This window comes from Methanobrevibacter sp., from assembly GCF_045126245.1.
In the GTDB taxonomy this organism is placed as follows: domain Archaea; phylum Methanobacteriota; class Methanobacteria; order Methanobacteriales; family Methanobacteriaceae; genus Methanocatella.
On record NZ_JBGVOG010000127.1, the window covers coordinates 1 to 24,209 of the forward strand.

At 34.6% G+C, this 24,209-nt stretch carries 24 protein-coding genes; 6 read left to right on the plus strand and 18 right to left on the minus strand.

What is annotated here, in order from left to right; translation table 11 throughout:
- From ACJMLZ_RS09145 to rfbD, 16 genes are all read right to left on the minus strand, one after another.
- Positions 1 to 1,694 (minus strand): 4Fe-4S binding protein (locus tag ACJMLZ_RS09145; protein ID WP_405305315.1); only part of this gene is annotated, 1,694 nt, incomplete at its 3' end.
- Between the two features lie 392 nt (positions 1,695 to 2,086).
- Positions 2,087 to 3,022 carry a DNA repair and recombination protein RadA gene (gene radA / locus ACJMLZ_RS09150; RefSeq protein WP_405305338.1) on the minus strand — a complete coding sequence of 312 codons (936 nt, stop codon included), beginning with the start codon at positions 3,020 to 3,022 and terminating at the stop codon, positions 2,087 to 2,089.
- 20 nt (positions 3,023 to 3,042) lie between these two features.
- The gene (locus tag ACJMLZ_RS09155) at positions 3,043 to 5,709 is read right to left on the minus strand and encodes an OB-fold nucleic acid binding domain-containing protein (protein ID WP_405305316.1); all 2,667 of its coding nucleotides are present in this window, start codon (positions 5,707 to 5,709) and stop codon (positions 3,043 to 3,045) included.
- A gap of 156 nt (positions 5,710 to 5,865) precedes the next feature.
- Entirely contained in the window at positions 5,866 to 7,269 is a 1,404-nt protein-coding gene (locus tag ACJMLZ_RS09160; RefSeq protein ID WP_405305317.1) for an undecaprenyl-phosphate glucose phosphotransferase, read from the minus strand.
- A gap of 47 nt (positions 7,270 to 7,316) precedes the next feature.
- Positions 7,317 to 8,174, minus strand: coding sequence for a glycosyltransferase family 2 protein (locus tag ACJMLZ_RS09165; RefSeq protein ID WP_405305318.1), 858 nt, complete (start codon positions 8,172 to 8,174; stop codon positions 7,317 to 7,319).
- A gap of 12 nt (positions 8,175 to 8,186) precedes the next feature.
- The gene (locus ACJMLZ_RS09170; RefSeq protein ID WP_405305319.1) at positions 8,187 to 9,146 is read right to left on the minus strand and encodes a glycosyltransferase family 2 protein; all 960 of its coding nucleotides are present in this window, start codon (positions 9,144 to 9,146) and stop codon (positions 8,187 to 8,189) included.
- Between the two features lies 1 nt (position 9,147).
- Positions 9,148 to 10,107 carry a glycosyltransferase family 2 protein gene (locus tag ACJMLZ_RS09175; protein ID WP_405305320.1) on the minus strand — a complete coding sequence of 320 codons (960 nt, stop codon included), beginning with the start codon at positions 10,105 to 10,107 and terminating at the stop codon, positions 9,148 to 9,150.
- Positions 10,108 to 10,117: 10 nt separating this feature from the next.
- Positions 10,118 to 11,200 (minus strand): CDP-glycerol glycerophosphotransferase family protein, encoded by a 1,083-nt coding sequence (locus tag ACJMLZ_RS09180; RefSeq protein ID WP_405305321.1) that lies wholly within the window; start codon positions 11,198 to 11,200, stop codon positions 10,118 to 10,120.
- A 15-nt stretch (positions 11,201 to 11,215) separates the two neighbouring features.
- Positions 11,216 to 11,494 carry a hypothetical protein gene (locus ACJMLZ_RS09185; protein ID WP_405305322.1) on the minus strand — a complete coding sequence of 93 codons (279 nt, stop codon included), beginning with the start codon at positions 11,492 to 11,494 and terminating at the stop codon, positions 11,216 to 11,218.
- An 8-nt stretch (positions 11,495 to 11,502) separates the two neighbouring features.
- Positions 11,503 to 11,769: a hypothetical protein gene (locus tag ACJMLZ_RS09190; RefSeq protein WP_405305323.1), complete on the minus strand. Its 267-nt coding sequence runs from the start codon at positions 11,767 to 11,769 to the stop codon at positions 11,503 to 11,505.
- A gap of 194 nt (positions 11,770 to 11,963) precedes the next feature.
- Positions 11,964 to 12,971 (minus strand): dTDP-glucose 4,6-dehydratase, encoded by a 1,008-nt coding sequence (gene rfbB, locus ACJMLZ_RS09195; protein WP_405305324.1) that lies wholly within the window; start codon positions 12,969 to 12,971, stop codon positions 11,964 to 11,966.
- Positions 12,972 to 12,978: 7 nt separating this feature from the next.
- Positions 12,979 to 13,536: a dTDP-4-dehydrorhamnose 3,5-epimerase gene (rfbC, locus tag ACJMLZ_RS09200; protein WP_405305325.1), complete on the minus strand. Its 558-nt coding sequence runs from the start codon at positions 13,534 to 13,536 to the stop codon at positions 12,979 to 12,981.
- A 1-nt stretch (position 13,537) separates the two neighbouring features.
- The gene (gene rfbA, locus ACJMLZ_RS09205) at positions 13,538 to 14,410 is read right to left on the minus strand and encodes a glucose-1-phosphate thymidylyltransferase RfbA (protein WP_405305326.1); all 873 of its coding nucleotides are present in this window, start codon (positions 14,408 to 14,410) and stop codon (positions 13,538 to 13,540) included.
- A gap of 45 nt (positions 14,411 to 14,455) precedes the next feature.
- Positions 14,456 to 14,689 (minus strand): barstar family protein, encoded by a 234-nt coding sequence (locus ACJMLZ_RS09210; protein ID WP_405305327.1) that lies wholly within the window; start codon positions 14,687 to 14,689, stop codon positions 14,456 to 14,458.
- Between the two features lies 1 nt (position 14,690).
- Positions 14,691 to 15,149 (minus strand): ribonuclease domain-containing protein, encoded by a 459-nt coding sequence (locus tag ACJMLZ_RS09215; RefSeq protein WP_405305328.1) that lies wholly within the window; start codon positions 15,147 to 15,149, stop codon positions 14,691 to 14,693.
- Positions 15,146 to 15,985 carry a dTDP-4-dehydrorhamnose reductase gene (rfbD, locus tag ACJMLZ_RS09220; RefSeq protein WP_405305329.1) on the minus strand — a complete coding sequence of 280 codons (840 nt, stop codon included), beginning with the start codon at positions 15,983 to 15,985 and terminating at the stop codon, positions 15,146 to 15,148. The genes ACJMLZ_RS09215 and rfbD overlap by 4 nt, the downstream gene beginning before the upstream one ends.
- Before the next feature lie 73 nt (positions 15,986 to 16,058).
- Here rfbD and ACJMLZ_RS09225 point away from each other — a divergent pair, with 73 nt between their 5' ends.
- Positions 16,059 to 17,300, plus strand: a complete 1,242-nt coding sequence (locus ACJMLZ_RS09225) for a nucleotide sugar dehydrogenase (protein ID WP_405305330.1) — start codon at positions 16,059 to 16,061, stop codon at positions 17,298 to 17,300.
- On the opposite strand, the gene ACJMLZ_RS09230 is transcribed toward ACJMLZ_RS09225, so the two are convergent.
- Positions 17,297 to 18,505, minus strand: coding sequence for a DUF2264 domain-containing protein (locus ACJMLZ_RS09230; RefSeq protein WP_405305331.1), 1,209 nt, complete (start codon positions 18,503 to 18,505; stop codon positions 17,297 to 17,299). The genes ACJMLZ_RS09225 and ACJMLZ_RS09230 overlap by 4 nt on opposite strands.
- Positions 18,506 to 18,624: 119 nt before the next feature.
- On the opposite strand from ACJMLZ_RS09230, the gene hacA reads away from it, so the two are divergent.
- The 5 genes from hacA (at position 18,625) to mmp11 (ending at position 22,839) form a co-directional block, all read left to right on the plus strand.
- Positions 18,625 to 19,869: a homoaconitase large subunit gene (gene hacA / locus ACJMLZ_RS09235; RefSeq protein ID WP_405305332.1), complete on the plus strand. Its 1,245-nt coding sequence runs from the start codon at positions 18,625 to 18,627 to the stop codon at positions 19,867 to 19,869.
- A gap of 4 nt (positions 19,870 to 19,873) precedes the next feature.
- Positions 19,874 to 20,353: a 3-isopropylmalate dehydratase small subunit gene (locus ACJMLZ_RS09240; protein ID WP_405305333.1), complete on the plus strand. Its 480-nt coding sequence runs from the start codon at positions 19,874 to 19,876 to the stop codon at positions 20,351 to 20,353.
- The gene (locus ACJMLZ_RS09245) at positions 20,328 to 21,335 is read left to right on the plus strand and encodes an isocitrate/isopropylmalate family dehydrogenase (protein WP_405305334.1); all 1,008 of its coding nucleotides are present in this window, start codon (positions 20,328 to 20,330) and stop codon (positions 21,333 to 21,335) included. The genes ACJMLZ_RS09240 and ACJMLZ_RS09245 overlap by 26 nt, the downstream gene beginning before the upstream one ends.
- A 141-nt stretch (positions 21,336 to 21,476) precedes the next feature.
- The gene (ribH, locus tag ACJMLZ_RS09250; RefSeq protein ID WP_405305335.1) at positions 21,477 to 21,893 is read left to right on the plus strand and encodes a 6,7-dimethyl-8-ribityllumazine synthase; all 417 of its coding nucleotides are present in this window, start codon (positions 21,477 to 21,479) and stop codon (positions 21,891 to 21,893) included.
- Between the two features lie 7 nt (positions 21,894 to 21,900).
- A complete protein-coding gene (gene mmp11 / locus ACJMLZ_RS09255) occupies positions 21,901 to 22,839 on the plus strand; it encodes a methanogenesis marker protein 11 (protein WP_405305336.1) in 939 nt (312 codons plus the stop codon).
- A gap of 35 nt (positions 22,840 to 22,874) precedes the next feature.
- On the opposite strand, the gene ACJMLZ_RS09260 is transcribed toward mmp11, so the two are convergent.
- The coding region (locus tag ACJMLZ_RS09260; RefSeq protein ID WP_405305337.1) for a dolichyl-phosphate-mannose-protein mannosyltransferase at positions 22,875 to 24,209 on the minus strand (1,335 nt) is incomplete at its 5' end.

The following is a 24,209-nucleotide window of genomic DNA, read 5'->3' on the forward strand; positions in this document are numbered from 1 at the left end:
GATGCTGCAGCTGAACCTTGTGCTACGGAGTCAGGAATATCTTTAGGACCTTGTGCTACACCAGCAATGTAAACACCGTCAGTTAAGGTGTCAACAGGTCTGAGTTTTGGGTGAGCTTCCATGTAGAATCCGTCTGCAGATCTGGAGAGACCTAAGGTTTGTCTGAGTTCGTCAGATCCAGCAGAGTGTTCGAGACCAACACTTAATACAACTAAGTCGTAAGTGTATTCAGTTACTTTACCGAGTAAAGTATCTTCTGCTCTGATAGTTAAGGTTAAATCATCGTTTTCGAAGATTTGTGCAGGTTTACCTCTGATAAATTCGATTCCGTATTTTTCTTGAGAGGTTTTGTAGAACTCTTCGTATCCTTTACCGAATGAACGGATATCCATGTAGTAACAAGTTACTTCGGTGTCAGGTTCGTGGTCAATACATAATTGAGCGTTTTTCATGGAGTACATACAACATACTCTGGAACAATATGGTTTACCGATTTGTTCATCTCTTGAACCGACACAGTGGATGAATGCTACACGTTTAGGTTCGATACCGTCGGAAGGTTTGATAACGTGTCCACCAGTAGGACCTGATGCGTTAATCATCCTTTCAATTTCCATAGCGGTAATTACGTTTGAGAAACGTCCGTATCCGTATTGGTAAATTCCGGATGGGTCGAATGGGTCGTAACCGATAGCAGCTACAATAGTACCAACTTCTAATTCAATTTCAGTTGCTTGTTGATTGTGGTCAATAGCATCTGGTCCACATGCTTGTACACATAAGTTACATTCGATACAGTAGTCTTTATCGATAGTTGCACATAATGGTACAGCTTGAGGGAATGGGATGTATGCTGCTTTTACCATACCTACACCTTCGTCGTAGTAGTTAGGTATTTCGATAGGACAAGCTTCTTGACAAGCTCCACATCCAGTACATAAATCTTCATCGACATATCTTGGTTTTTTCTCAACTTTTACTTTGAAGTTTCCGATGTATCCGTCTACTTCGGTTACTTCTGCGTAAGAGATCAATTCGATGTTATCGTGTTTTGAACAGTCTACCATTTTAGGTGCTAAAATACACATTGAACAGTCGAGAGTTGGGAATGTTTTATCTAATTGTCCCATTCTTCCACCAATGGTTGGGTTTCTTTCTACCATGTAGGTTTTGAATCCCATGTCACCTAAATCTAATGCAGTTTGGATACCAGCTACTCCACCACCGATAACTAAAGCTTTGTTATCTACAGCTACTTTGGTAGCTTCTAATGGTTCGAGTAATCTTGCTTTAGCAACAGCCATACGTGTTAAATCTTTTGCTTTTGCGGTTGCTGCTTCAGGTTCGTTCATGTGTACCCAGGAGTCTTGTTCTCTTAAGTTAGCAAATTCAAATAAAAATTTGTTTAATCCTGCTTCTTCTACGCATCTACGGAAAGTAGGTTCGTGAAGACGAGGAGAACAAGCTGCTACTACAATTCTGTTTAATCCTTTTTCTTTGATGTCTTCTTGAATCATTGCTTGACCAGGGTCAGAACACATGTATTTGTAATCTGTTGCGTGAACTACGCCAGGTAAGGTCTTAGCATATTCAGCGACATCAGGACAGTCTACTACTCCGCCAACGTTTACACCACAGTGACAGACGTAAACACCTATCCTTAATTCTTCGTTGTTATTTATTTCTTCTGCCATATTAATTCACCTTGTACAAGTCGTGAAAAATATCTAATATATATAAAAAATTGCAATTTTAAAAATAGTGGTAAAATTTTACATAGTATTAGATATACTAATGTAGTATATACACACTTATAAACATTTCTATAAAAAATTTAGAGTAATGTTTATATATGATGACATGAAAACTGATATAAAATTTGTTTAAAACGAAAAAAAGAATATTATAAGTTTATTTGATGCAAATAGTGGACTTTTGTTTGTTATTAAAAAAATAATAAATTTAGGTTTGGATAAATTTTAATAATTTTACTGTAAAATCATGATAATTACTATGAGTGTAATCAAAATGATTACACATATTGCCTATGTCAGGCCATAATTGATCTTGATTAAAAAAAATAAAATTAACTAACGATACCCTCGCTAGTAATTTTAAATACACATTCTCCTTCAGGTAAATGAGGACTGTCAACTAAACGAGCAATTCTTTTACCTGCCAAACCTTTTTTAAGCCAAATTCTGTAAGTGGAAGCGTGCCCTAATACGTGTCCACCAATAGCTTTGGTAGGGCTTCCAAAGAATGAATCAGGTTTAGCCTGAACTTGGTTTGTTAAGAAAATAGCAACATTATAAGTGTTGGCAATTTGCTGAAGTGAATGTAAATGTTGATTTAATTTTTGTTGTCTGACAGCCAATGATTCTCTTCCAACATATTCTGCCCTGAAGTGAGCCATTAATGAATCTACAATAACCAATTTAACATTGACTCCACTTTGAATAAGTTCGTTGATCTTATCAACCATTAAGATTTGATGAGCTGAGTTAAAAGCACGTGCAACATGAATTCTACTTAAAACTTCATCAGTATCCAATTCAAATCCTTCGGCAATTTGTCTGATTCTTTCTGGACGGAAAGTATTTTCAGTGTCTACAAAAACACATTCCCCTTCAAGACCTCCGAGCTCTTTAGGTAATTGAACAGTAACGGCTAACTCATGAGAAATTTGACTTTTACCTGATCCAAATTCACCGAATACTTCAGTAATGGATTGGGTTTCAATTCCACCGCCAATTAAATCATTGAATTCTTGGCTGCCAACGGTAATATGGCCTACGTCTTTTCTCCTTTCATCAACTTCCAAAGCTGTTTCAAAAGTAATATTTTCAGCTCTACGAGCAGCTTCAATGACTTTTTCAGCGACACCTTCTCCAATTTCTGCTTTTACAGATAATTCTTTTGGAGTAGCTGTAGCTAATCTCATCATGTCTGCAAAACCTGCATCTTTTAATTTTTCTGCTGTTTTTTCTCCTACGCCGGGTAAATCTGCTAATTCCACCATAATAATCATTCCTTTTTATTTTAATAATATTTAGATATAATCTTTTTAGGATTCAACTTGCTTCTTTCTCTGTATTCATCAAAACTGACATTAGCTATGATTTCAACAGTTAATCCAGATAAATCTTCAAGTTTATATTCAATACCAGTAGTACCGTCTTCAACTATTTCAACGACTTCTTCTGTTTCCATTCCAATGAGCTCTTCGGCTAATTTGCCGAAAAATGTAGCTTGAATTTGACCGGTTTCATCTTCAATTTCAGTAGGTATCATTAAAGTATAATCCGGCTCATCAAACTCATATCCACAGTAATCACAAACATTCTCTACAGCTGTTTGTTCAACACTATCGTGACAGTTAGGACATTTTCTGAGAACATTTCTCTCCTTTCCAACTTCAACTATCTTACCGGTGACACAAACATTTGTGTCATCTTCTAATAAAGCTTCAATTGTTTTTGGAACATAAATAGCTTCAACCAATTCATCATAAGTAGGTAATTTTTCTTCTTCACTTTCACTGAGCTCCAAAACGGTAGTTCCCCTACTAACAACAGCTTCTATACGATTATCCATGTCTAAAGATATACGAGGATTTTGTAATTTGATTGCCTGACCAAGTTCCAAGTCCATTTTAGCATCATCATTCCATAATACTACTTTCATGGATCCTGTATCATCAGCAATTTCAATATTTCTTACATATCCGGTATCACCATTATCCCTGTCAAATTCACGAATTTCACTCATTTCAATTACTCTACCCATAACGATGATGTCCTGGTCATCCTCATCAACATCAGAAATTTTCTTATAATCATAAATTGCTTTTTCCAATGTAGCCAATTCAGGAATAAACATTGCAGCTGCTTGTTCTTCGGATAATTTTATTAATCTAGAACCGCTACCGATGTTTAAATCAACTTCATACATTCCAAGCCTGGTTCTAGCATTTTCAATTTGGTATGCATCACCGACATTATATTCTTCTTGTGCACGTTCGTTCCATAATGACAATTGAACTTTTCCAGATTCGTCTGCAAATAATATTGAACGGACAACGCCAACAGAGCCGTCATCCCTTTGGAATTCATTAACATCATTGACAGAAAGAATCCTACCGATGACATCAATTTCAACACCATCATCATTCATTGTTTGAATATCGCCAATGCGAGTAGGTGTTAATTGTTCCTTAATTCTTTCAAATTCCATTAATTCTTCTTCTGTTAAGTTTTCTGGATTAATAGTTATTTGGGTGTTAAAATTGGTGTTCATGGAATATCCTGTTTGAGTGTATTCATCAAATCTGACATTTCCACCAATGATTTTAATAATATTACCTTTATTTATAGGCAAACCGGTGTCATCGCCCCAAACAGTGACTCTAATGGCACCAGATGAATCAGCAACATCGAAATTACGTAACTTACCTTCAGTATTATCAGTTTTTCGTGTGAAAGTTTTAATATCCTGAAGTCTTATGACAACACCTTTTATGGCTACATCACTTTGTTCGCTTAAATCTCCAATAGGTGTAAATTCCTGATCAATTTCCGGAACATCATATTCCCCTTTAATGATTCTACCATCCCAGTGTGTTAAAGAGATTTCGGATATTCCGTCCCTATTAGTTCTTTCACGAGCTTGAGCAGCAAGTATCTTTACGGTGTCACCATCCTCCAGCTTTAAGTCATCTATTAATTCCACATTTTTATTCCATAAGGTGTAAGTTATTTTACCTGATTTATCCTGTAGTTCAAGAGATGCAACTTTTCCTTCTTTTCCGTTTTTTTCATAACTTCTAACTGTTGGAATTCTAAGAATTCTTGCAATGATATTGACTTTAGTTTCCGGTTTAATATCAGCAATATCAGTAATTGTTTCTTCATAAACAGGGAATTTAGAGGAATCTTCTTCTAATATGGCAACGGCTGACCTTTGTCTTAAATTAGCTTCAAGTCCGGAGTAGCCGTCCTTGATGTCTACACCTTTAATCTGAATAATGTCCCCTTCATTAAATTTTTTCAAAAGATGCATGTTTTGGGTCCAAAAAACAGCTCTCATAGTTCCGGTATTATCCTGTAATTCCACATTACAGACTTCACCTTTTCCACCTTTGCGAGTTTTAAATGATCTTTTATTGGATATTGATATCACTCTTCCAGAAACGGTAGCTTCTCTTGCTCCATTTTCAAGTTCACTAATGGATTTACTTGCAATTTCTGGTTTTTCTGAAATAACTTCAACTTCTTCAGTGTGTAATTCACCAGCAGCCATATTAGCGAAACTTACATCATTCATAAAGGAATTATGAGCATTTTCTTTTTTTAGTTCTACCATTCTGGCAAGAAAATCCTCTTCAGTAATTTGATTTTTTACTTTATCATAGATTTCCAAAATTTCCTCGGTCATTTCAAAGGTTGGTTCATCTGATTCTTCTTCATCACTTTCAAATGAAACCTCAAAAGGCAGTTCTTCGTTATCTTCACTAGATTCAGCTTCAGTAGAAACAGTCTCAAAATCATTAATTCCATGATTTTTCAAAACCTCACGAGCTATTAAAACATCATCCATAAAATCTACGCCTTCGTAGTTTTTGCTCACTTGGTCCATTTCTGCTAAAAACTCTTCTTGTGAAAGTTGATCTTGAATTTTTTCATATAATTTTAAAATTTCTTCTTGCATACCAAATCCCTCATAGAAAAGTTAATTATTATTTTATAATTAGAATGTATATAAAGTATTAGTGAGAGCACTTGAAAAGTAATCTGTAAAAATAATTACTAAAAAATATAATATAAATTTTTTTTAAATGCGAAAATGTGAAAATCTGTAAAAGAATTAATATGCATTTGGATTTTTCTTTAATACTGTTTTAATCATTATCCCTAAATCCAAACCCATGTGCCAGTTTTCTACATACTCGATATCATATTCTACACGTTTTTTAATGGATGTATCTCCACGACATCCGTGAATTTGTGCCCAACCGGTCAAGCCCGGCTTCACTTGATGTTTAACCATGTATTTTGGAATTGATTCCTTGAATTGGTCAACGAAAAATGGTCTTTCTGGTCTTGGACCTACAACACTCATTTGCCCTTTTAAAACATTGAAGAATTGAGGTAGCTCATCAATGCTGGTTCTTCTAATGAAATCGCCGACTCTGGTTTTTCTCGGATCATCTTTTGTAGTCCATTCGGATTTTTCATCACTAGGGTCTTGAACTTTCATACTGCGGAACTTGTACATCATGAACGGTTTACTGTTTAATCCTATTCTCTCCTGTTTAAAAATAATAGGGCCTTTGGAAGTCAATTTAATGGCTATTGCAGTTATTATCATGATTGGCGATGTGATTAAAATTGCTATAATGGCAATTGCATAATCTGAAATGGCCTTCAAGAACTTATTAAAGGAATCGTCCAAAGGAACATATCTGATATTGATGATTGGAATATCTTCAATCATGTCCACAGACGGTTGAGCCGGGAAATATCTAATGTAATCCGGAATGATTTCCGCCTTAATTCCAACCTTTTCACAGCTTTCCACCAGTTCGTTGATACGGTAATAATACATTAAAGGAATAGCTAAAACAACTCTGTCAAATCTGTTTTTCTCAAGAATCTTATCCAAATCTTTAAAAGCGCCGATAAATTTTACCCCTTCAACTGTTTTACCAACATTTTCTGGCCTTCCCAAAAATCCGCTGATGGAAAAACCAAGATAGGGATTCTCTTTAATTTTACGGGCAAAACTGAAAGCCAAATCATTATCGCCGACAATGAGAATATGCTTCAAATTTTTATTGTTGATTCTCATTTGTATTAAAAAGCTCCTGATTATGAACCTTTCAATGATTCCCAGGAATGTGGCGATGAAAGCCAGCAGGAAAAACATTAATCTTGAAAAGTTTGGTTGATTGATGATGAATAAAACAGCCACAAATACGAAAAATGCAAGAATATTTACTTTAATAATTTGTGTCGCTTCCGAAAATATATTCTTATATGTTCTGCGCGGCTTGTACAATCCAAAAGCGAAATACAAAATAAGGTAAACTGGAATAATGACCAATAACATGAATATGATATAAGTTTGATAACTTATATGCCATCCAATTGGGCCGAATAGGGTTGTTTCGAATCTTAACCAGATTGAACACCATAAAGAAATAACGATGACAAAAACATCGATTAAGACTAATGCAATGTTCAACAATCTCTGATTTTCCCTTATCATAACAATTACCAAAACTAGTTTTATTATATATTTAAAATCATATGTTATTAATCTTTCTTTTTAAATATATTTAAAAATAGCTTTAAAACACATAAAACAATAATTCCGATGTAGACAACAATGTTTACAATGAATGAAGATTCTTTGGCATGATGTTTATTATAATAAATGTACATTGCATGATAAAATTCATATATCAATTTAGATTTCTGTTTTTTGCTGCTTGCTCCTTTAAAATGAGTTATTTTTGATTTTCCATAATAAACAATCTTCCAACCGGAATGCTTGATTCTGAAACACAAGTCTATATCCTCACCATACATGAAGAATGTGTCATCCAAAAAGCCTACCTCATCAAGAGCCTTTTTTCTAATAAACATGAACGCTCCGGTTAAACAGTCTATCTCATAAACCTCATCATCGGGCAAATCATCTAAATTATAGTTATCTTCCTTGCTGTTAGTCGGAATGTGAAATAATCTCAAAAATGAATTTTTAACATTAGGAAAAGTTCTTTTGCACGCTTTGTCCAGTTCCCCATTTTCCAAAAGGACCCTGCATCCGGCAGCACCAACATCAGTGTGGATTTCCATATAATCATAAATGTCTTCCAAAGTGTTTTCCAAAACGATAGTATCTGAATTCAATAAAAGGACATATCTTCCATTTGATATTTCCAAAGCCTGGTTATTTCCTGCTGCAAAACCGTTGTTCTCGTTTGAAGCAATGAATTTGACCCTATCTTTAAAATATTCTCTTAATCTGGATAAGCTATCATCAGATGATGCATTATCAACTACAATAATTTCAAAACTAAAAGGATGCTCATACTCCAAAATGGAATTTATCGTATTTTTAGTTAATTCATATGTTTGATAATTTACAATTACAACTGAAAGATCCATAAAGCTCACTGATTACCTTTTCAAAAATTTTATAGTATTAATAATTAATCTGTACTCAATTTTAAAATAATTTTTTGTATTTTTCCAACTGAATTTAACCTTATTGATTTTACTTCTTGTTGATAATCCTTCTTTAAGGCCGGATAAATATACGGAGCCAAATCCTTTCCTAACAAAGAATATATACTTAATTAAAAAGCCAAAAAATAGAAATATGAAATTTAAAACCTTCAATGGAATAGGAAGATTTTTATAAACTACCCAAACATTATTGCGAGCCGCAAGCCTTACCTTAAACTCATTGTATCTGCTTCCACTGGTTGCGCTTCCAATATGATATACAATGGCTTGAGGACATGACAGATTCCTGTATCCGTTTATCCTTGACCTTATGGCCAAATCAACGTCCTCCATATATGCAAAGAAATTATCATCAAACATGCCCACTTCTTCTAAAAGAGATTTTTTATACATTGCAGCACCGGCACAACTTGAAAAAATCTCAAATACCTCATCATATTCGTCTGCACAATGATTTTCGCCGATTTTTTTTGTCCATGCAAGCAAATTATACTCATCTCCGACATCATCAATCAGCTGCTTATTGTCGTGTTGAAGCATCTTTGCCTGGACAGAAAATATATCTTCACACGATGAAATTAAGTCGCATAAAGCTTTAATGGAACCTTTCTTAACTTCGGTGTCATTATTTAGAGAAAATATATATTCATATTTTGCAGCCCTAATCCCCTGATTGACAGCTGGAGAAAAACCAAGATTTTGACTGTTTTCAATTAGATTGACGGGAAAGTTAAAGGAATTATTTTTAATGAAATCCCTGCTTTTGTCAGTTGACCCGTTATCTACAATAATGACCTCCCCGATATATTCACAATCCTGATTAAGGGAGTTGAAAAATGCTTTCAGGAATTTTTCACCATTATAATTAGGGGTAACAACAGAAACTTTCATATTAATCAATCGAATTTTTTAATTTTTTCCACACACTATAATATATCTTTGGATTTAATAAAAATAATTTAATTTTAAGCTTGAATTTTTTGTCGCCTTCAAATTTAGACAATTTTGAAAATAAATCTAATTCCTTCATTTTGTTTATTACATCATCAAAATCATAACCGTTGTAAAAAAAGTAGTTCATATTCCCAAAAATAGCTTTGGGAATCCTGGATGTGATAATCAATTTTGATAAATCATCAAATCCATGTTCTCTATAAAAACTAGCTAACTGCTCAAATATTTCTACAATGTCAAAACGCCTAAATTCAGATGTTCTTACCGCTGAGGAGGGATGTTGGATGTAATGATACGTTACCTCATTAGAAATGGCAATCATATCCCCATAGCTTAATGCAGTGAGTGCGAAATGAGTATCCTCTCCATAAATATAATCCGTAGAGAACCTAATAGAATTGCTTTTAATTATATCGGATTTATACATTAGCTGGACAAAATTAAAAGGAATTTGCATTTTGAGTTCCATTTCAATGAACTGCTTAGTTGAAATAAGCTCTTGTGAGTAAATATATGGTTCGGAAGTAATGTCTCCATCTTTTTTGACTAGCTGAATCAGACTGAAATCTGTTTTGCCGTTGTATAATTCCTTAAGGTGATTTTGTGTGATGTAATCATCCGCATCAACAAAAACTAAATATTCACCATTTGAAAGCTCGATGCCCTTATTTCTTGCGGCACTTACACCCTGATTTTCTTGATGAAAAACAGTATAGGGAATATCTGTTGACTTTAATTTGTCGTCTATGATTTCAAGGCTATTGTCACTTGATCCATCATCTATGACAATTATCTCAAAACCATTGAAATCCTGATTAAATATTGAATCGAGTGTTGCACCTATATATTCAGAATTATTAAAAACCGGTACTATAACACTAACCTTAATTTTATCCATTTTACCTACCTTAATTTAAAAGAAAATCAACGACACGTTCAGATGATTTGCCATCAATCGCATCAAATTGGGTTTTAGTGAAACTTGCTATTTTATCTTTATCAAAGTCATTGTTTTTAATTGCATTGATTAATTCATCTGAGTCATAAACCAATTTGCCCGGAACAGTTTTTTTAAAATCGTAATAAAATCCTCTTTCTGTTTGCAGATAATTATCCAGGTCATATACGAAAAACATTATCGGTTTATTTAAAACAGCAAACTCTATCATTATTGAAGAATAATCCGTAATCAGTATATCGCTCAACATCATCAGCTCCTGTTCTGAGGGATAATCGCTGCAATCGACATATTCTTCAGTGGACTCTATATTTCCTTTGTAAAAATCCTTTATTTTAGGGTGAAGCCTTAAGGCTAAAACATAATCGCTGCCCAAAACCTCATTAAATTTCTTCAGATCCAAATATTTGAATACATTATTATAGCTTTCCTCTTCTCTGAAAGTCGGAGCATAAAGAGCTATTCTCTTATTGGAATCGACATTATATTTTTTACAGAAATCGTCTTTTAGCTTGTTTAAATCATGATTTTCAAAGTAATAATCAAGTCTTGGAAGGCCCAATGGCTTGATTTTCGATTTGTCAATTTGAAAAGCTTCAGCATAATAATTTTCAATCTTTTTTGAAGAAGAAATCAAATAATCGGTATTCCTACCGATTTTTAAAAGCATATCAATATCATCAGGGCTTGCAACAGAACCGCCGAACTTTTTTGAAGCTCCCGGAGCATGCCAAAGTTGAACAACTTTTGTTTCATTTTTAAAATTCATAAAAGCAAGGGGAAAAAAGTTGTCATTTAAAAATACATATTTTGATGTTGCCAATTTTTTAAAAGAACTGAAGGAAATCTTATCTTTGTAAAAAAAGTTAAATTCAAAACTTCCTCTTTTTTCAAATTCCTTTCTAATATAATTTAAATTGCCTTTAAAAGACTCATGTGAATCAATGATGAAGGATATCCTATTTTTATCAACGGGAAAAACTTTAAATAAATTAAATAAACTCCCATAAAGTTTATGTTTTAAATATTTCATATAAATCAAAAATTATCAGAAGAAAGATAAAATTCCCGGGATAGACTCTAACATTGCTTGAAGACCTAAAACAAAAATTGCAAATCCGCCTATAAAGTTAATGTATCTGGCATACTTCAATGCCATTTTTGTTCCAAATGTTCCAACAAACAACCAAAAAAGAACTGCAATCAAACTTAAACAGGCTAAACCAAAAGGATCTACATGGGCTGCAACACCCTGTGCCGCTAAGATTAAGTTTTCAATGTTGCCGAAAACTAATAATATTATAAATGGTTTTAATTCCCCAATCATACAATCACCTAATTATGAAATACGGATTCATACATTGCTTGAAGACCTAAAACAAAAATTGCAAATCCGCCAATGAAGTTGATGAAATCAACATAGTTAATCAATAGCTGAGTCCCAAAAGTTCCTATCATCAACCATAAACTGACACAAATAATACTAGCAATGCCTAATTTTACCGGATTAACACCAGCGACAACCCCTTGAGAAGATAGAACTAAATTTTCAATATTTCCAAATATAATTAGTCCTACAAAAGGTAAATACTGTTCCAACATCAAATCACCATTCCCCTAAATAAACCATATTTCTTGATTATACTAATTAAAGTTAAACAATAATAATATATAAAACTATCCTAATCGAAAAAAATTTAAAAATATTCAATTTTACAAGAAAAATATAAAAAATATAGATGAATTATTAAAATAATATTAAAAAAATATGAAATATGGATAAATTTCGACTGTAATTATTTATTGGAATACATTTTTTCATAGTATTCTAAATATTCCCCACTTTTAACTTGGCCAATCCACTCAGGATTATCCAAATACCAATTGATTGTTTCCTTAATGCCTTTTTCAAAACTGTACTCAGGTTTCCATCCCAAGTCCGTTTGGATTTTAGTTGAATCAATCGCATAACGCCTATCATGACCTAACCTATCAGTTACAAATTCGATTAAGGATTCATCTTTGCCCAGTTCATTTAATATTAGTTTAACAATTTCAATATTTTCTTTTTCGTTGTTTCCACCAATATTATAAACTTCACCGATTTTTCCTTCATGCAATACTAAATCAACTGCTGTGCAGTGATCATGAACATGCAACCAATCTCTAATATTTTTACCGTCACCATAAACAGGCAATTTCTTATCTTCAAGGGCATTAGAAATCATTAACGGAATTAATTTTTCAGGGAATTGATAGGGACCATAATTATTAGAACAGCGAGTAATGTTTAAAGGCAAATCAAATGTTTCATAGTAGGCTCTTGTGATTAAATCCCCTCCCGCCTTTGAAGCAGAATAGGGGCTGTTAGGTTGAAGAGGAGAATTTTCTGTGAAAAAACCGCTTTTGCCAAGTGTTCCGTAGACTTCATCTGTTGAAATCTGAATATACTTTTCAACGCCGAATTCCTTAGCGGCATTCAAAAGAATCTGTGTTCCCAAAACATTGGATTTGATAAATATTTCAGGATCCGAAATACTTCTGTCAACATGGCTTTCCGCTGCAAAATTAATGACAAAGTCACATTTTTTAACTAAATCATCAACAACAGTTTTATCTCTGATATCTCCCTTAACAAATGAATAATTATCTTTATTTTCAATATCCTTTAAGTTTTCAAGATTACCGCAATAAGTTAAGGCATCCAAATTAATGATATTGTAATCGGGATATTTATCTACCATGTATTTTACAAAATTGCTTCCAATGAATCCTGCACCGCCAGTAACCAAAACATTTGTCATAATATCACTAATATCTTATTTTAGATTCCTTTAATTTTTGCCATTCCTTATCCTTTTCAGATAAAATTACTTCATCAATATCCTCCAATGGCCAATCAATGCCTATGTCCTCATCATTCCATATGATTCCGCCTTCATCTTCACCATGATAAAATTCTGTGCATTTATATACGAATTCCGCCTCATCGGATAATACAAGAAACCCGTGGGCAAATTTAGGTGGGACATACAATTGCCTTTTATTTTCATCGGATAAAATGGCTCCAAACCATTTTCCATAAGTTTCGGAATCTGACCTTAAATCCACGCCGACATCAAAAACTTCGCCTTTAATGACACGGACCAATTTCCCCTGAGGGTATTTGACTTGTAAATGAAGGCCTCTTAATACGCCTTTTGATGATTTTGATTGGTTATCCTGTACAAAAGTCAAATCATAACCTGCATCCCTAAAATCGTTTTCATTATAAGTTTCCATGAAATATCCGCGATTGTCTTCAAATACTGTGGGCTCAACCAAAAACATTCCTTCAATGCCGGTATCAATAAATTTAAATTTCCCCATTTTAATTGCCTCTTTTGGCTAAATTAAATAAATATTGACCATAATCCGTTTTCTTGAGTTCTTCAGCTGTTTTTAATAATTGTTCTGTAGTAATGTAACCCTTAAGATAAGCGATTTCTTCAAGACAAGCAACATAGAGACCTTGCCTCTTTTGAATAGTTTCAATAAAATTTGCAGCCTCTAAAAGACCCGCATGAGTTCCTGTATCAAGCCAGGCCATACCCCTTCCAAGAAGTTCAACCTTAAGTTTGCCGCGTCTTAAATATTCATCAATTATAGATGTTATTTCAACTTCACCCCTCTCGGACGGCTTCACATTCTTTGCAATTTCAATAACATCATTGTCATAAAAATAAAGCCCCGGAACTACATAGTTAGATTTCGGATTTAAGGGTTTTTCTTCGATGGACAATACGTTCCATTCATCATCAAATTCGACTACTCCAAAAGCTTCCGGGTTATTTGTATAATATCCGAATATTACTGCTCCCTCTTTTAATTCTGTAGCCCTTTCTAGTATTTCCGTGAATCTGTGACCATGAAATATATTATCTCCTAAAATTAATGCGACATTGTCATCCCCAATGAAATCCTCACCCACAATAAATGCTTCGGCAAGCCCATTAGGATTTTCCTGAATTTCATATGAAAAGTTAATTCCCAAATCACTGCCGTCGCCTAACAATTCTTTATAAGCGGGTAAATCCCTAGGAGTTGAAATAATCAATATTTCTTTAATCCCCGCCAACATTAACACAGAAATCGGATAGTAAATCATTGGTTTATCATATAAAGGCAGTAACTGTTTAGAAACGGCTTTTGTAATAGGATAAAGACGTGTTCCAGAACCACCTGCAAGTACTATGCCTTTCATAATAATCACATTAATATATTTAATTTCATTTAATTTAAAATATCATTATTCACATTTAAATTTCAAAAAGTCATTTTCACTGGCCGCATCTATAAAAGTATCAATCATGTCGGAAGAAACTTCATCGCTGTTAATTAAAATAATTTCTGTCTCTACACCGATTTCGCATAAGCAATCGTACAAAGCATCCAAATTTTTTCCGTAATAGTCCGGAAAATCCAACATTTCCTTTAAATAGTCATGGCCATTTTCCTTAATTAAATTACCGTCTAGTTGCATTTTAAACCTCTATAAATGATTTATAATGATCCGAAGTGTAATAAACCTTAAAGTTACCTGTATTATAGACAATCCTTTCAGCTCCACGGCTAGTTCCATTAGCATTGATATCGCATTCTATATATTTGGAATCGCTGTCCGGAAGGATATGTTGCCTGTTGGTGAATATATCACCGCCGATACTCTTTCCAGGAGCATAGTCTTTAAGTGGACCCCCCTTCCATCCCAATGCCTGTGCTTCCTTTTTAGTTATATAATTACTTGGAAGCCTGTGAAACTCTTTAATATAAGCCGCTACCTCATCTACAGTGCAATACTGGCCGTCTTCAGTAACATTAACATCGATTGATGAATTTGAATCATCTCCAAAATTTAAAAAATCAAAAAATCCTGCACTAACCGAACCCATTAAAAGTAAAGCAAGAATTAATGCAAATGCAAACACTATCTTTTTACTCATTTTATCAACTCAATATATTCCTTAACAGCATATTTATAATTTCTAAGCGGTTTAAAACCTTTGTCCATCCATCTTTTATTTGCTAAAACTGAATAATGTGGTCTTGGAGCGGGTCTTGCAAACTCGGATGCCGTAACAGGGATAACTTTTACATCCTTTTGTGCAGTTTCAAAAATATATCTTGCAAATTCACACCAAGAGCAACTTCCAGAGTTAGTGATATGATAAATCCCATAATAATCCGTTTCAATTAGCTGTGAGATGGCTTTGGCTAAATCCAAAGTGTAGGTGGGTGAGCCAACCTCATCATACACCACGGTGATTTCAGAATGATTTTCAGCCAATTCCAACATGGTTTTTGGGAAATTTCCCCCATTGATTCCATACAGCCATGCTGTCCTGATTATGAAAAATTCATCAAGAATTTCTAAAATAGCCTCTTCACCCTTTAGTTTGCTTTTCCCATAAACACTAATTGGGCCTACTTCATCATCTTCAACCCATGGAACTGTGCTTTCGCCATTAAAAACATAATCTGTACTTATGTGAACTAATGGACAATCAATATTCCGGCATCCTAAAGCCAGGTTTCTGACACCCTCACCATTAACATTGAATGCTGTTTCCTGGTTTTCCTCACATCCATCGACATTTGTATAAGCGGCTGAATTAATAACGATGTCAGGCTTATTCTCAAAAATAAAGTCCATGACATGATTTCTATCAGTTATATCCAATGATTTGGAATTTGTAAGGATTAGCTCATGATTATCCTTTAATACCTCAATCAAATCATGCCCTAACATTCCATCCGAACCGGTAATCAAAATTTTCATAATTTCACTTAAAACATTAATATATGTTAAAATATATATTATACTTCATATTTAAAAGAAAGGAGTTAGAACCATGAAAGTGTGTATTATTGGTCAAGGATATATCGGGCTTCCAACAGCCGCTCTTTTTACAAGAAACAATTGCGAAGTTGTTGGTGTAGATGTTAATGAAGAAATTGTCAATAATTTGAATCAAGGCATAATTCACATTGAAGAACCTGGGATTTCTGAAATAATCAAGAATGCAGTTAAAAATAAAGTGTATAGTTCTTCTCTAACTCCTCAAAAAGCTGATGCATTCATTATAACTGTTCCAACACCATATATAATTGAAAACTACAGCTGCGATTTAAGTTATGTAATAACCGCATGCGAATCCATTCTTCCATATCTGGAAAAGGGAAACACAGTCATTATTGAATCAACAATTGCTCCAATGTCAACCGATGAAACCATTAAACCTATTTTTGAAAAGGCCGGCTTTACAATCGGTGATGATTTATATCTTGCACATTGCCCCGAAAGGGTCCTTCCTGGAAGAATATTGGAAGAATTAGTCCACAATGATAGAATTATAGGTGGAATTACACCGGAATGCTCAAAAAAAGCCAGTGAAGTTTATGGTCAATTTGTTGAAGGAGACATAATGCTGACCGAAGCAAAAACCGCTGAATTATCTAAATGTATGGAAAATACATTTAGGGACGTCAATATAGCTCTTGCTAATGAACTTGCAAAAATTTGTGCTGAAATTGGTGTTAATGCGTTGGATGTAATAAAAATGGCGAACAAGCATCCGAGAGTCAATCTACATTCTCCAGGTCCTGGAGTGGGAGGGCATTGCCTTGCGATTGACCCTTACTTTATTTATGCCAAAGCTCCCGAAACTGCAAAAATCATTAAATTGGCCCGCGACACTAACAATTCAATGCCTGATTTTGTTTGTCAAAACGTTAAAAAAATCATTGAAAAGGGCAAAATTGCAATACTGGGAGTGTCCTATAAGGGAAATACCGGAGATGACAGGGAAAGCCCTGCATATGAAATCATCGCTAAGCTAAAACAGGACGGATTCGATATAGCAATACATGATCCTCACATAAAAAATGATAGTTTTGTGAACCTTGACGAGGCTACAAAAGATGCTGATTTAATTTTAATTTTATGTGACCATAATGAATTCAAGGAAATTGATTTTGATTTGATTTCAAAAAATATGAAAGAACCTGTTATATTTGATACAAAAAATATAATAAATGAAGTTCCTGATGAAATTACATTATATAATTACGGGAACTTATACAAGCTAAATTAAAAATCAATAGGTTGGTCACGTTGTACCTGATGGCCGTTCCATGCCTTTAGACTAGTCCATTCGGCAGACGGTGAATTCCAAAAAGCGTTATCAATATCCAATCCTAAAGCCAAGAATACTGAACAGCATAAATAAAGACTGCCCGTATTAATGTTTTTTTCTGAAATATCTATTTGTGAACCGTTCAATCCAATAATCAGCCATCCGTCAGGACTGAAGTTCTGAGTACCCTGGAACTGTTTTACTAAAACTTTTGTAAGTGCAGACCTAACCTGAGCCGGATTGATGTTTCTAGGCAAAATGTTAAGAAGTGCAGCTTGAGACAATAAATGGAAAACACCGCAACGGTATGCCGCTGATTTACCGACAAGAGGATAAGTTCCTTCAGGTGAAATCAACCTTTCAAGTTGAGCGGATAATCTTGATGACCTCATTAACTGTACATCCAAAAATTCGCCATCGGAAATGGCATACTTTCTCATTACAGCCAGGATGTCATTTAGCATAGGATGGATAAAAACACTATTAAAATAATTTAATTCAAAGGATTCCCCATCAGAATAAATTGCATCTCCAATATAATAGTCATCTCTGTATTTATGGATACCGTAAGTCAAACGTTCTTTATCACATTCTCCAGTGAATTCCAGAAGCGCTGCTTCAATCATTGCAGTATATAACAGCCAATGATTTTCATATGGTGCAATAGCCCTTGTTTTTTTAAGTTCTTCAATAATTTTGGCTTGCACTTCCATAGGTAAATTAAGCCAAATCTGATTTTTGGAACGAAGTAAACCTTGGGCAAATAAAGCAACATCAACTAAAGATTGTTTAGGTTCAATAATAAAAATAAAATCAGGACTGTTCGGATTAATGGCATTTACAATTGATTGTAATGTTAAACGTATATATTTTTCTCTCAATTCCCCTTCTTCGGAACTGTCAGGTCCTAATTCTAACCAAGAAGAAATTCCATTAAAAACACGTGCGAAAGCTTGAAGATGTGAAAATTTTTTACCTTCAGAACTGGTTGATTCATAAGGCATTTTTTTCTTAAGAGATCTGCTTGACAAGTTATCCAATACCGGAAAAGCGATTCTCTGCAATAATGAAATCCATAATAATCTATCTTCAAAAACAGAAGGTTCTTCTTGAATTACTGGTTCTTCTTTTTTTCTAAATCTACCAAAAATTGAGCCGCTCATGAAATATAATTTGTTGAACATTATATATAAATCTTCGAAAAACGGATTTTTTAAAAATTAATAAGAGTTTATATATTTTATTAAACAAAAATATTTATCATTATTAAGAGGTTAAAAATATGCCGACAATGTCTGAAAAAATATTAGCAAAAGCATCCGGAAAGGATGATGTTGAAGCTGGAGATATCGTTATTGCAAACATTGACGTGGCAATGACACATGACTTGACAGGACCCCTTTCAGTGGAATCTTTTGAGAAAATCGGAGCTGAAAAGGTTTGGGATTCTTCAAAGATAGTTATTCCATTTGACCATCAGGTTCCAGCGGATTCAATCGACTCAGCAAACAACCACATTATCATGAGAGACTTTGTTAAAAAGCAGGGAATCGAAAATTTTTATGACGTTAATGCTGGAGTATGCCATCAAATTCTTCCGGAACTGGGTCATGTTGTACCTGGAGAAGTTGTTGTGGGTGCCGATTCACACACCTGTACTCATGGAGCCTTGGGAGCATTTTCAACAGGTATTGGATCTACCGATATGGCCATGGTATTTGCAGAGGGTAACCTTTGGCTTAAAGTACCTGAAACAAACAGATTCAATATAACCGGAACCTTAAAAGAAAATGTCTATGCCAAGGATGTAATTTTAAATATAATCGGTCAGGTGGGTGCAGACGGCTCAACATACAAAGCCTGTGAATTTGCCGGTGAAACCGTTTCAGGCATGAGCATTTCAGAAAGGATGGTATTGACAAATATGGCTATTGAAATGGGTGGAAAAACAGGTCTGGTTGAACCCGATGAAAAAACAATAGATTATGTTAAAAATCGTTCCAAAAAGCCATACAAAGTATTTAAAACTGACCTGGATTCATCATCTCTTAATATAATTGATATTGACGTAAGCGATTTGGAGCCTCAAGTTGCCTGCCCCCATCATGTCGATAATGTGAAGCCCGTAAGTGAAGTTGACCAGGAAATCGACCAAGTGTTCTTAGGCTCATGCACTAACGGAAGACTAAGTGACTTGAGGGAAGCTGCAAAAATATTGAAAGGTAAAAAAATCGCTAATCAAACTAGAATGTTAGTGATTCCAGCATCCAAGGAAGTATACACAAACGCACTTGATGAAGGTCTAATTAAAATATTTGTTGAAGCGGGAGCGCTTGTTTCAGCCCCTTGTTGTGGACCTTGCCTTGGAGGGCATACTGGAATTATTGGTCCTGGAGAAGTAAGTCTTTCCACTTCAAACAGAAACTTTAAAGGTAGACAAGGTTCTCCTGATGGAAAAGTTTATTTATCTTCTGCTGCTGTTGCTGCAGCCTCAGCAATTGAAGGAAGAATTGTAGCGCCGGAGTGAAATTATGAAAGGGACAGCATGGAAATTTGGAAATGACATTGATACAGACATCATCATTCCCGGAAGATATTTAATTTATACTGATGAAGAAAGATTATCGGCTCACTGCATGGAAGGCCTGGATGCTGAATTTAGTAAAAAATGCAAAAACGGAGACTTCATTGTAGCCGGAACAAATTTCGGTTGCGGATCCTCAAGAGAACATGCTCCAATTGCCCTTAAAGGTGTTGGAATATCAGCCGTGATTGCCGAATCATTTGCAAGAATCTTCTATAGAAATGCGACAAATATTGGCGTGCCCCTCCTAGAAGCCCCAGGCATTACAGAACTTGTAAACGATGGGGATGAAATTGAAGTGGATATGGATAAGGGAACAATAACCTCAGCCAATGGAGAATCAATTGCATTTAAAAAATTACCTCCGTTTATGTTGGAAATATTAGAACAAGGTGGATTAATTGAGTACCTCAAAAACAAAAGATAAATATCAAATTGCTGTTATTCCCGGTGACGGAATAGGCAAGGAAGTAATGGATGCAACTATATTAATACTTGATGAATTAGACATTGACTTTGATTACGTTTACGGTGAAGCTGGAGACGAATGTGGCAAGAAAACCGGAACCCCCCTTCCCGAAAAAACCTTAAATATTATTAGAAATGCCGATGCATGCTTATTTGGCGCTGCAGGAGAGACCGCTGCAGATGTAATTGTAAAGATACGCCAGGAAATGAAAATGTATGCAAATCTAAGACCAATTAAATCTTATCCAAATACTAATGCATTGTTTGATGATGTTGATTTCATGATTGTGCGCGAAAATACCGAAGGGTTATATATCGCTGACAAGGAAGAATTAACTGAAGATGGTGCAATTGCTAAACGTGTTATTACAAAAAAAGCCGAAGAACGTATAATTGACTATGCTTTTAATTATGCAAAAGAAAATAATAAAAGTAAGGTCACAGCAGTTCACAAGGCTAATGTATTAAAGAAAAGCGATGGATTATTTAGACAAATATTCTATGATGTGGCCGAAAAATACCCTGATATTGAAGCCGAAGATTTTTATGTAGATGCAACAGCAATGTATTTAATTACCCAGCCACAAAAATTTGAAGTAATAGTAACTACTAACTTATTCGGTGACATATTATCCGATGAAGGTGCGGGACTCGTTGGAGGACTCGGCTTAATACCGTCCGCAAATATTGGAGAGGATGGTGCTTTATTTGAGCCAGTGCATGGTTCAGCACCAGACATTGCAGGTGAAGGCAAAGCTAATCCAATAGCTATGATGCTCTCAGCAATCATGATGTTGAGATACCTCAATGAAAACGAAGCGGCAGAAAAATTTGAAGCCGCAATTTTAAAAGTATTGAATGATGGTGAAACCTTAACCGGTGATTTAGGCGGTTCATCAAGTACAATTGAAGTAGCCGAAGCTATTAAGAATAATTTATAATATGGAGATAAAAATATGAACTTTAAAAAATTAACAAAAATGCAATTAGCGGCACTATTTATCATATTCATTATGGTAATAAGTGGGGTTGCAGGATTTTTACTTTTGTTATTCCAAAGTGCTTAAAAAGGAGATGAAAAAATGGTAAAATATGAAATAGCAGCAGTTGTTGCAGAATTTAATTACGACATAACACAAATGATGTTAGAATTAGCTAAAGCAGAAGCTAAAAACAGAGACTGTGAAATTACTAAAGTAGTGGCTGTTCCTGGCGTATTTGATATGCCTCTTGTAATTAAAAAATTATTACAAAAAGGAGAATACGACGCAATTATTACTTTAGGTGCTGTAATCGAAGGTGCAACTGACCATGATCAAATTGTAGCACAACACGCATCTCGTAAAATCGCTGATTTGGCTCTAGAGTATGATACACCAGTTGCTTTAGGAATTACTGGTCCTGGAATGACAAGAATGGATGCACATAGACGTGTTAAAAACGCAAAAAGTGCAGTTGAAGCAGCTGTTAAAATGTGTGACAGATTAAAAGAAATTTAGTGATTGAATGGAAATTTTAAAACCAAACGAATTAAAAGAAAAATTTAATGATCCATGGATTGCCCCATACCAAAAGGTTTTGACTATGGTGGATGGTGACAAGGTCGAAATTGTTGAATACCATCCATGCATTTCCGGGTCTCATTGGCTATTAAACCAATACCGCAACAATTCAGAATTGATTGATTCAGCTTATCGTGACGGGAACAAACATGTTTACTCCTGTCATGTTGGCTCAAGTCCGCTTGACTTAAAAGCAAGTTTTAATGCTGCGGGAATAGATGAGATTGTAATTGATGGTGATGAAGTCAAAGTAACTCATGCTGGACTTGCAGGTGCCGGCGTAGGTGCCGGAATGTGTAGAGGAATGGGCGAAGGCGTTAAATATATTGAACTTATTGAAACTGGAGGGGGTTCAAAAGTTGGAAAAGCAACAGTTGTAACTCCAAAGCTTCAAAAGGTTGTAATCGGCGTTGACGACACCGATACAAAAGATGCAGGGGCTACTTGGACAATGGCACATAACTTAGGTGTTGAACTTGCCGCTGAAGGTTTTGAATATTTAGATCATATCATTGTTCAATTATATCCGCATAATCCTCATAAAACTCAAAATTGCGTATCAATTGCTCTTACCTTTGCTGTAGAAGAGTCAAAAAAAGAAGACTTAATTAAAAGAGTTATTGAAATCCTTAAAAGAGACACATTATCTGATAAAACTGCTATTGCTGTTTTGGAGGGTCTTGACATTCCTGAAAAATTAAGAGACTATTCAATAGCAACAAAATCAGGGATGATGGATGTTGAAACAGCAGAAGCTACTGCAAAAGAATTAAACATTCCACTGATTGCGGTGACTGGTGAGCAAGGTAAAGTTGGAGCTCTAGCGGCCCTTGGGCTTTATGATGATGTTGAAGAAGCTGTTAAAGCTTATGATAAAAAGTAATCTAAGAACCTCTTTCTTAGATTTCTACTATTTTTTTAAATATAAAACTTCAAGAAACTATCCTGACTTGAAGTTGTAAATTGCTTAATTGAAGTGGTATTAGTATCCTTAATGATTATTTTAAATTCATTATCGCCATAATTAAAACTGGCATTTCCCAAATTGTCCATTGTATAAGCGGTTTCGCCATTTACGGCAATGGTATATGATGAATCTTCATTAAAAATACCTGTCGAATTGACAATGGAAACATTATTCATTAACACTTCAAAACTTGTCGCATTTCTGTTTCTTGATGAAACAATGAACTCTTCAACTAATGTAGTGTTATCTTTCTCAATACTATGGGAAATAATGGAACCTTTAAATATTTCTTTCAAACGACTATCCTGAATGATATCCCCATCTTCGACACCCAATGATTTTTTAACTTCAATTGGTAACCTAAGTGTATCCTGTTCACCGTCTCTTGTTTCATTGACTGTATAAAATCCATTATTTATCTCGATTGTATCATTGGCTTTAACGCCTAATGTCATCATTGCGGCCGAAGGCATACGAATTTGGAATGATTCATTTTCAATAGCAGTATCAACAGTATATGGACCTCTGACTGAAATTGCACTGTCTGTTGATGAGTCTGAATAAATGATTAGGTTTCTTGAGTTCGGTTCAATGGACAAAACACCATTCTCGAAATGTGCCGCACCGATAAATGTGGAAATCATCAATAGCAGTATAATAACAGAAATGATCATTGGAAAATGAATTTTAATGAAGGATTTAAGTAAATTTCCCTTAGGTGTCTTTCTAAACATGTCAACAGATTTTACAATAACTTTAATAATGTAATAAACAGATAAAATAAGGCCTATGACGGAAATTAGGACACCTATGAATAATGGAACTATCTTTACGAAAAATATTGTAAATAATCCTAAAATAATTAATGATAATCCAACAATAGACATGCGAATATAGTAACCGATGTCATCAATCATTGTAACGCGACCGTACTTGTTGGCACGGCCTATGATTGTTCTTACAACTTCATTTGCCATCAAATTTAAATCCTCAAGAGGGGACATGTCATGCTGAATTGCACCGATGTCGACTTCCATGATGGAAATGCCGAGTACATCAGCGTCAATTACAATACCTACATCAACACCATAATCCTTTTCAAAATTAATCCTTTGCAAAATTTCCTTACGGGCAGCAAACTGACCACTCAAAGGTTGTTCAAAAGAAATTTCAGGGAAAAAGAAATTCAAAAGAGGTTTAGCGGTAAGTTCGGTAACACGTCCGCTTTCACGTGCAAATTTTGTCTTGGTAATTTCTGCTTTTCCATCTAAAATAGGCTTAATCAT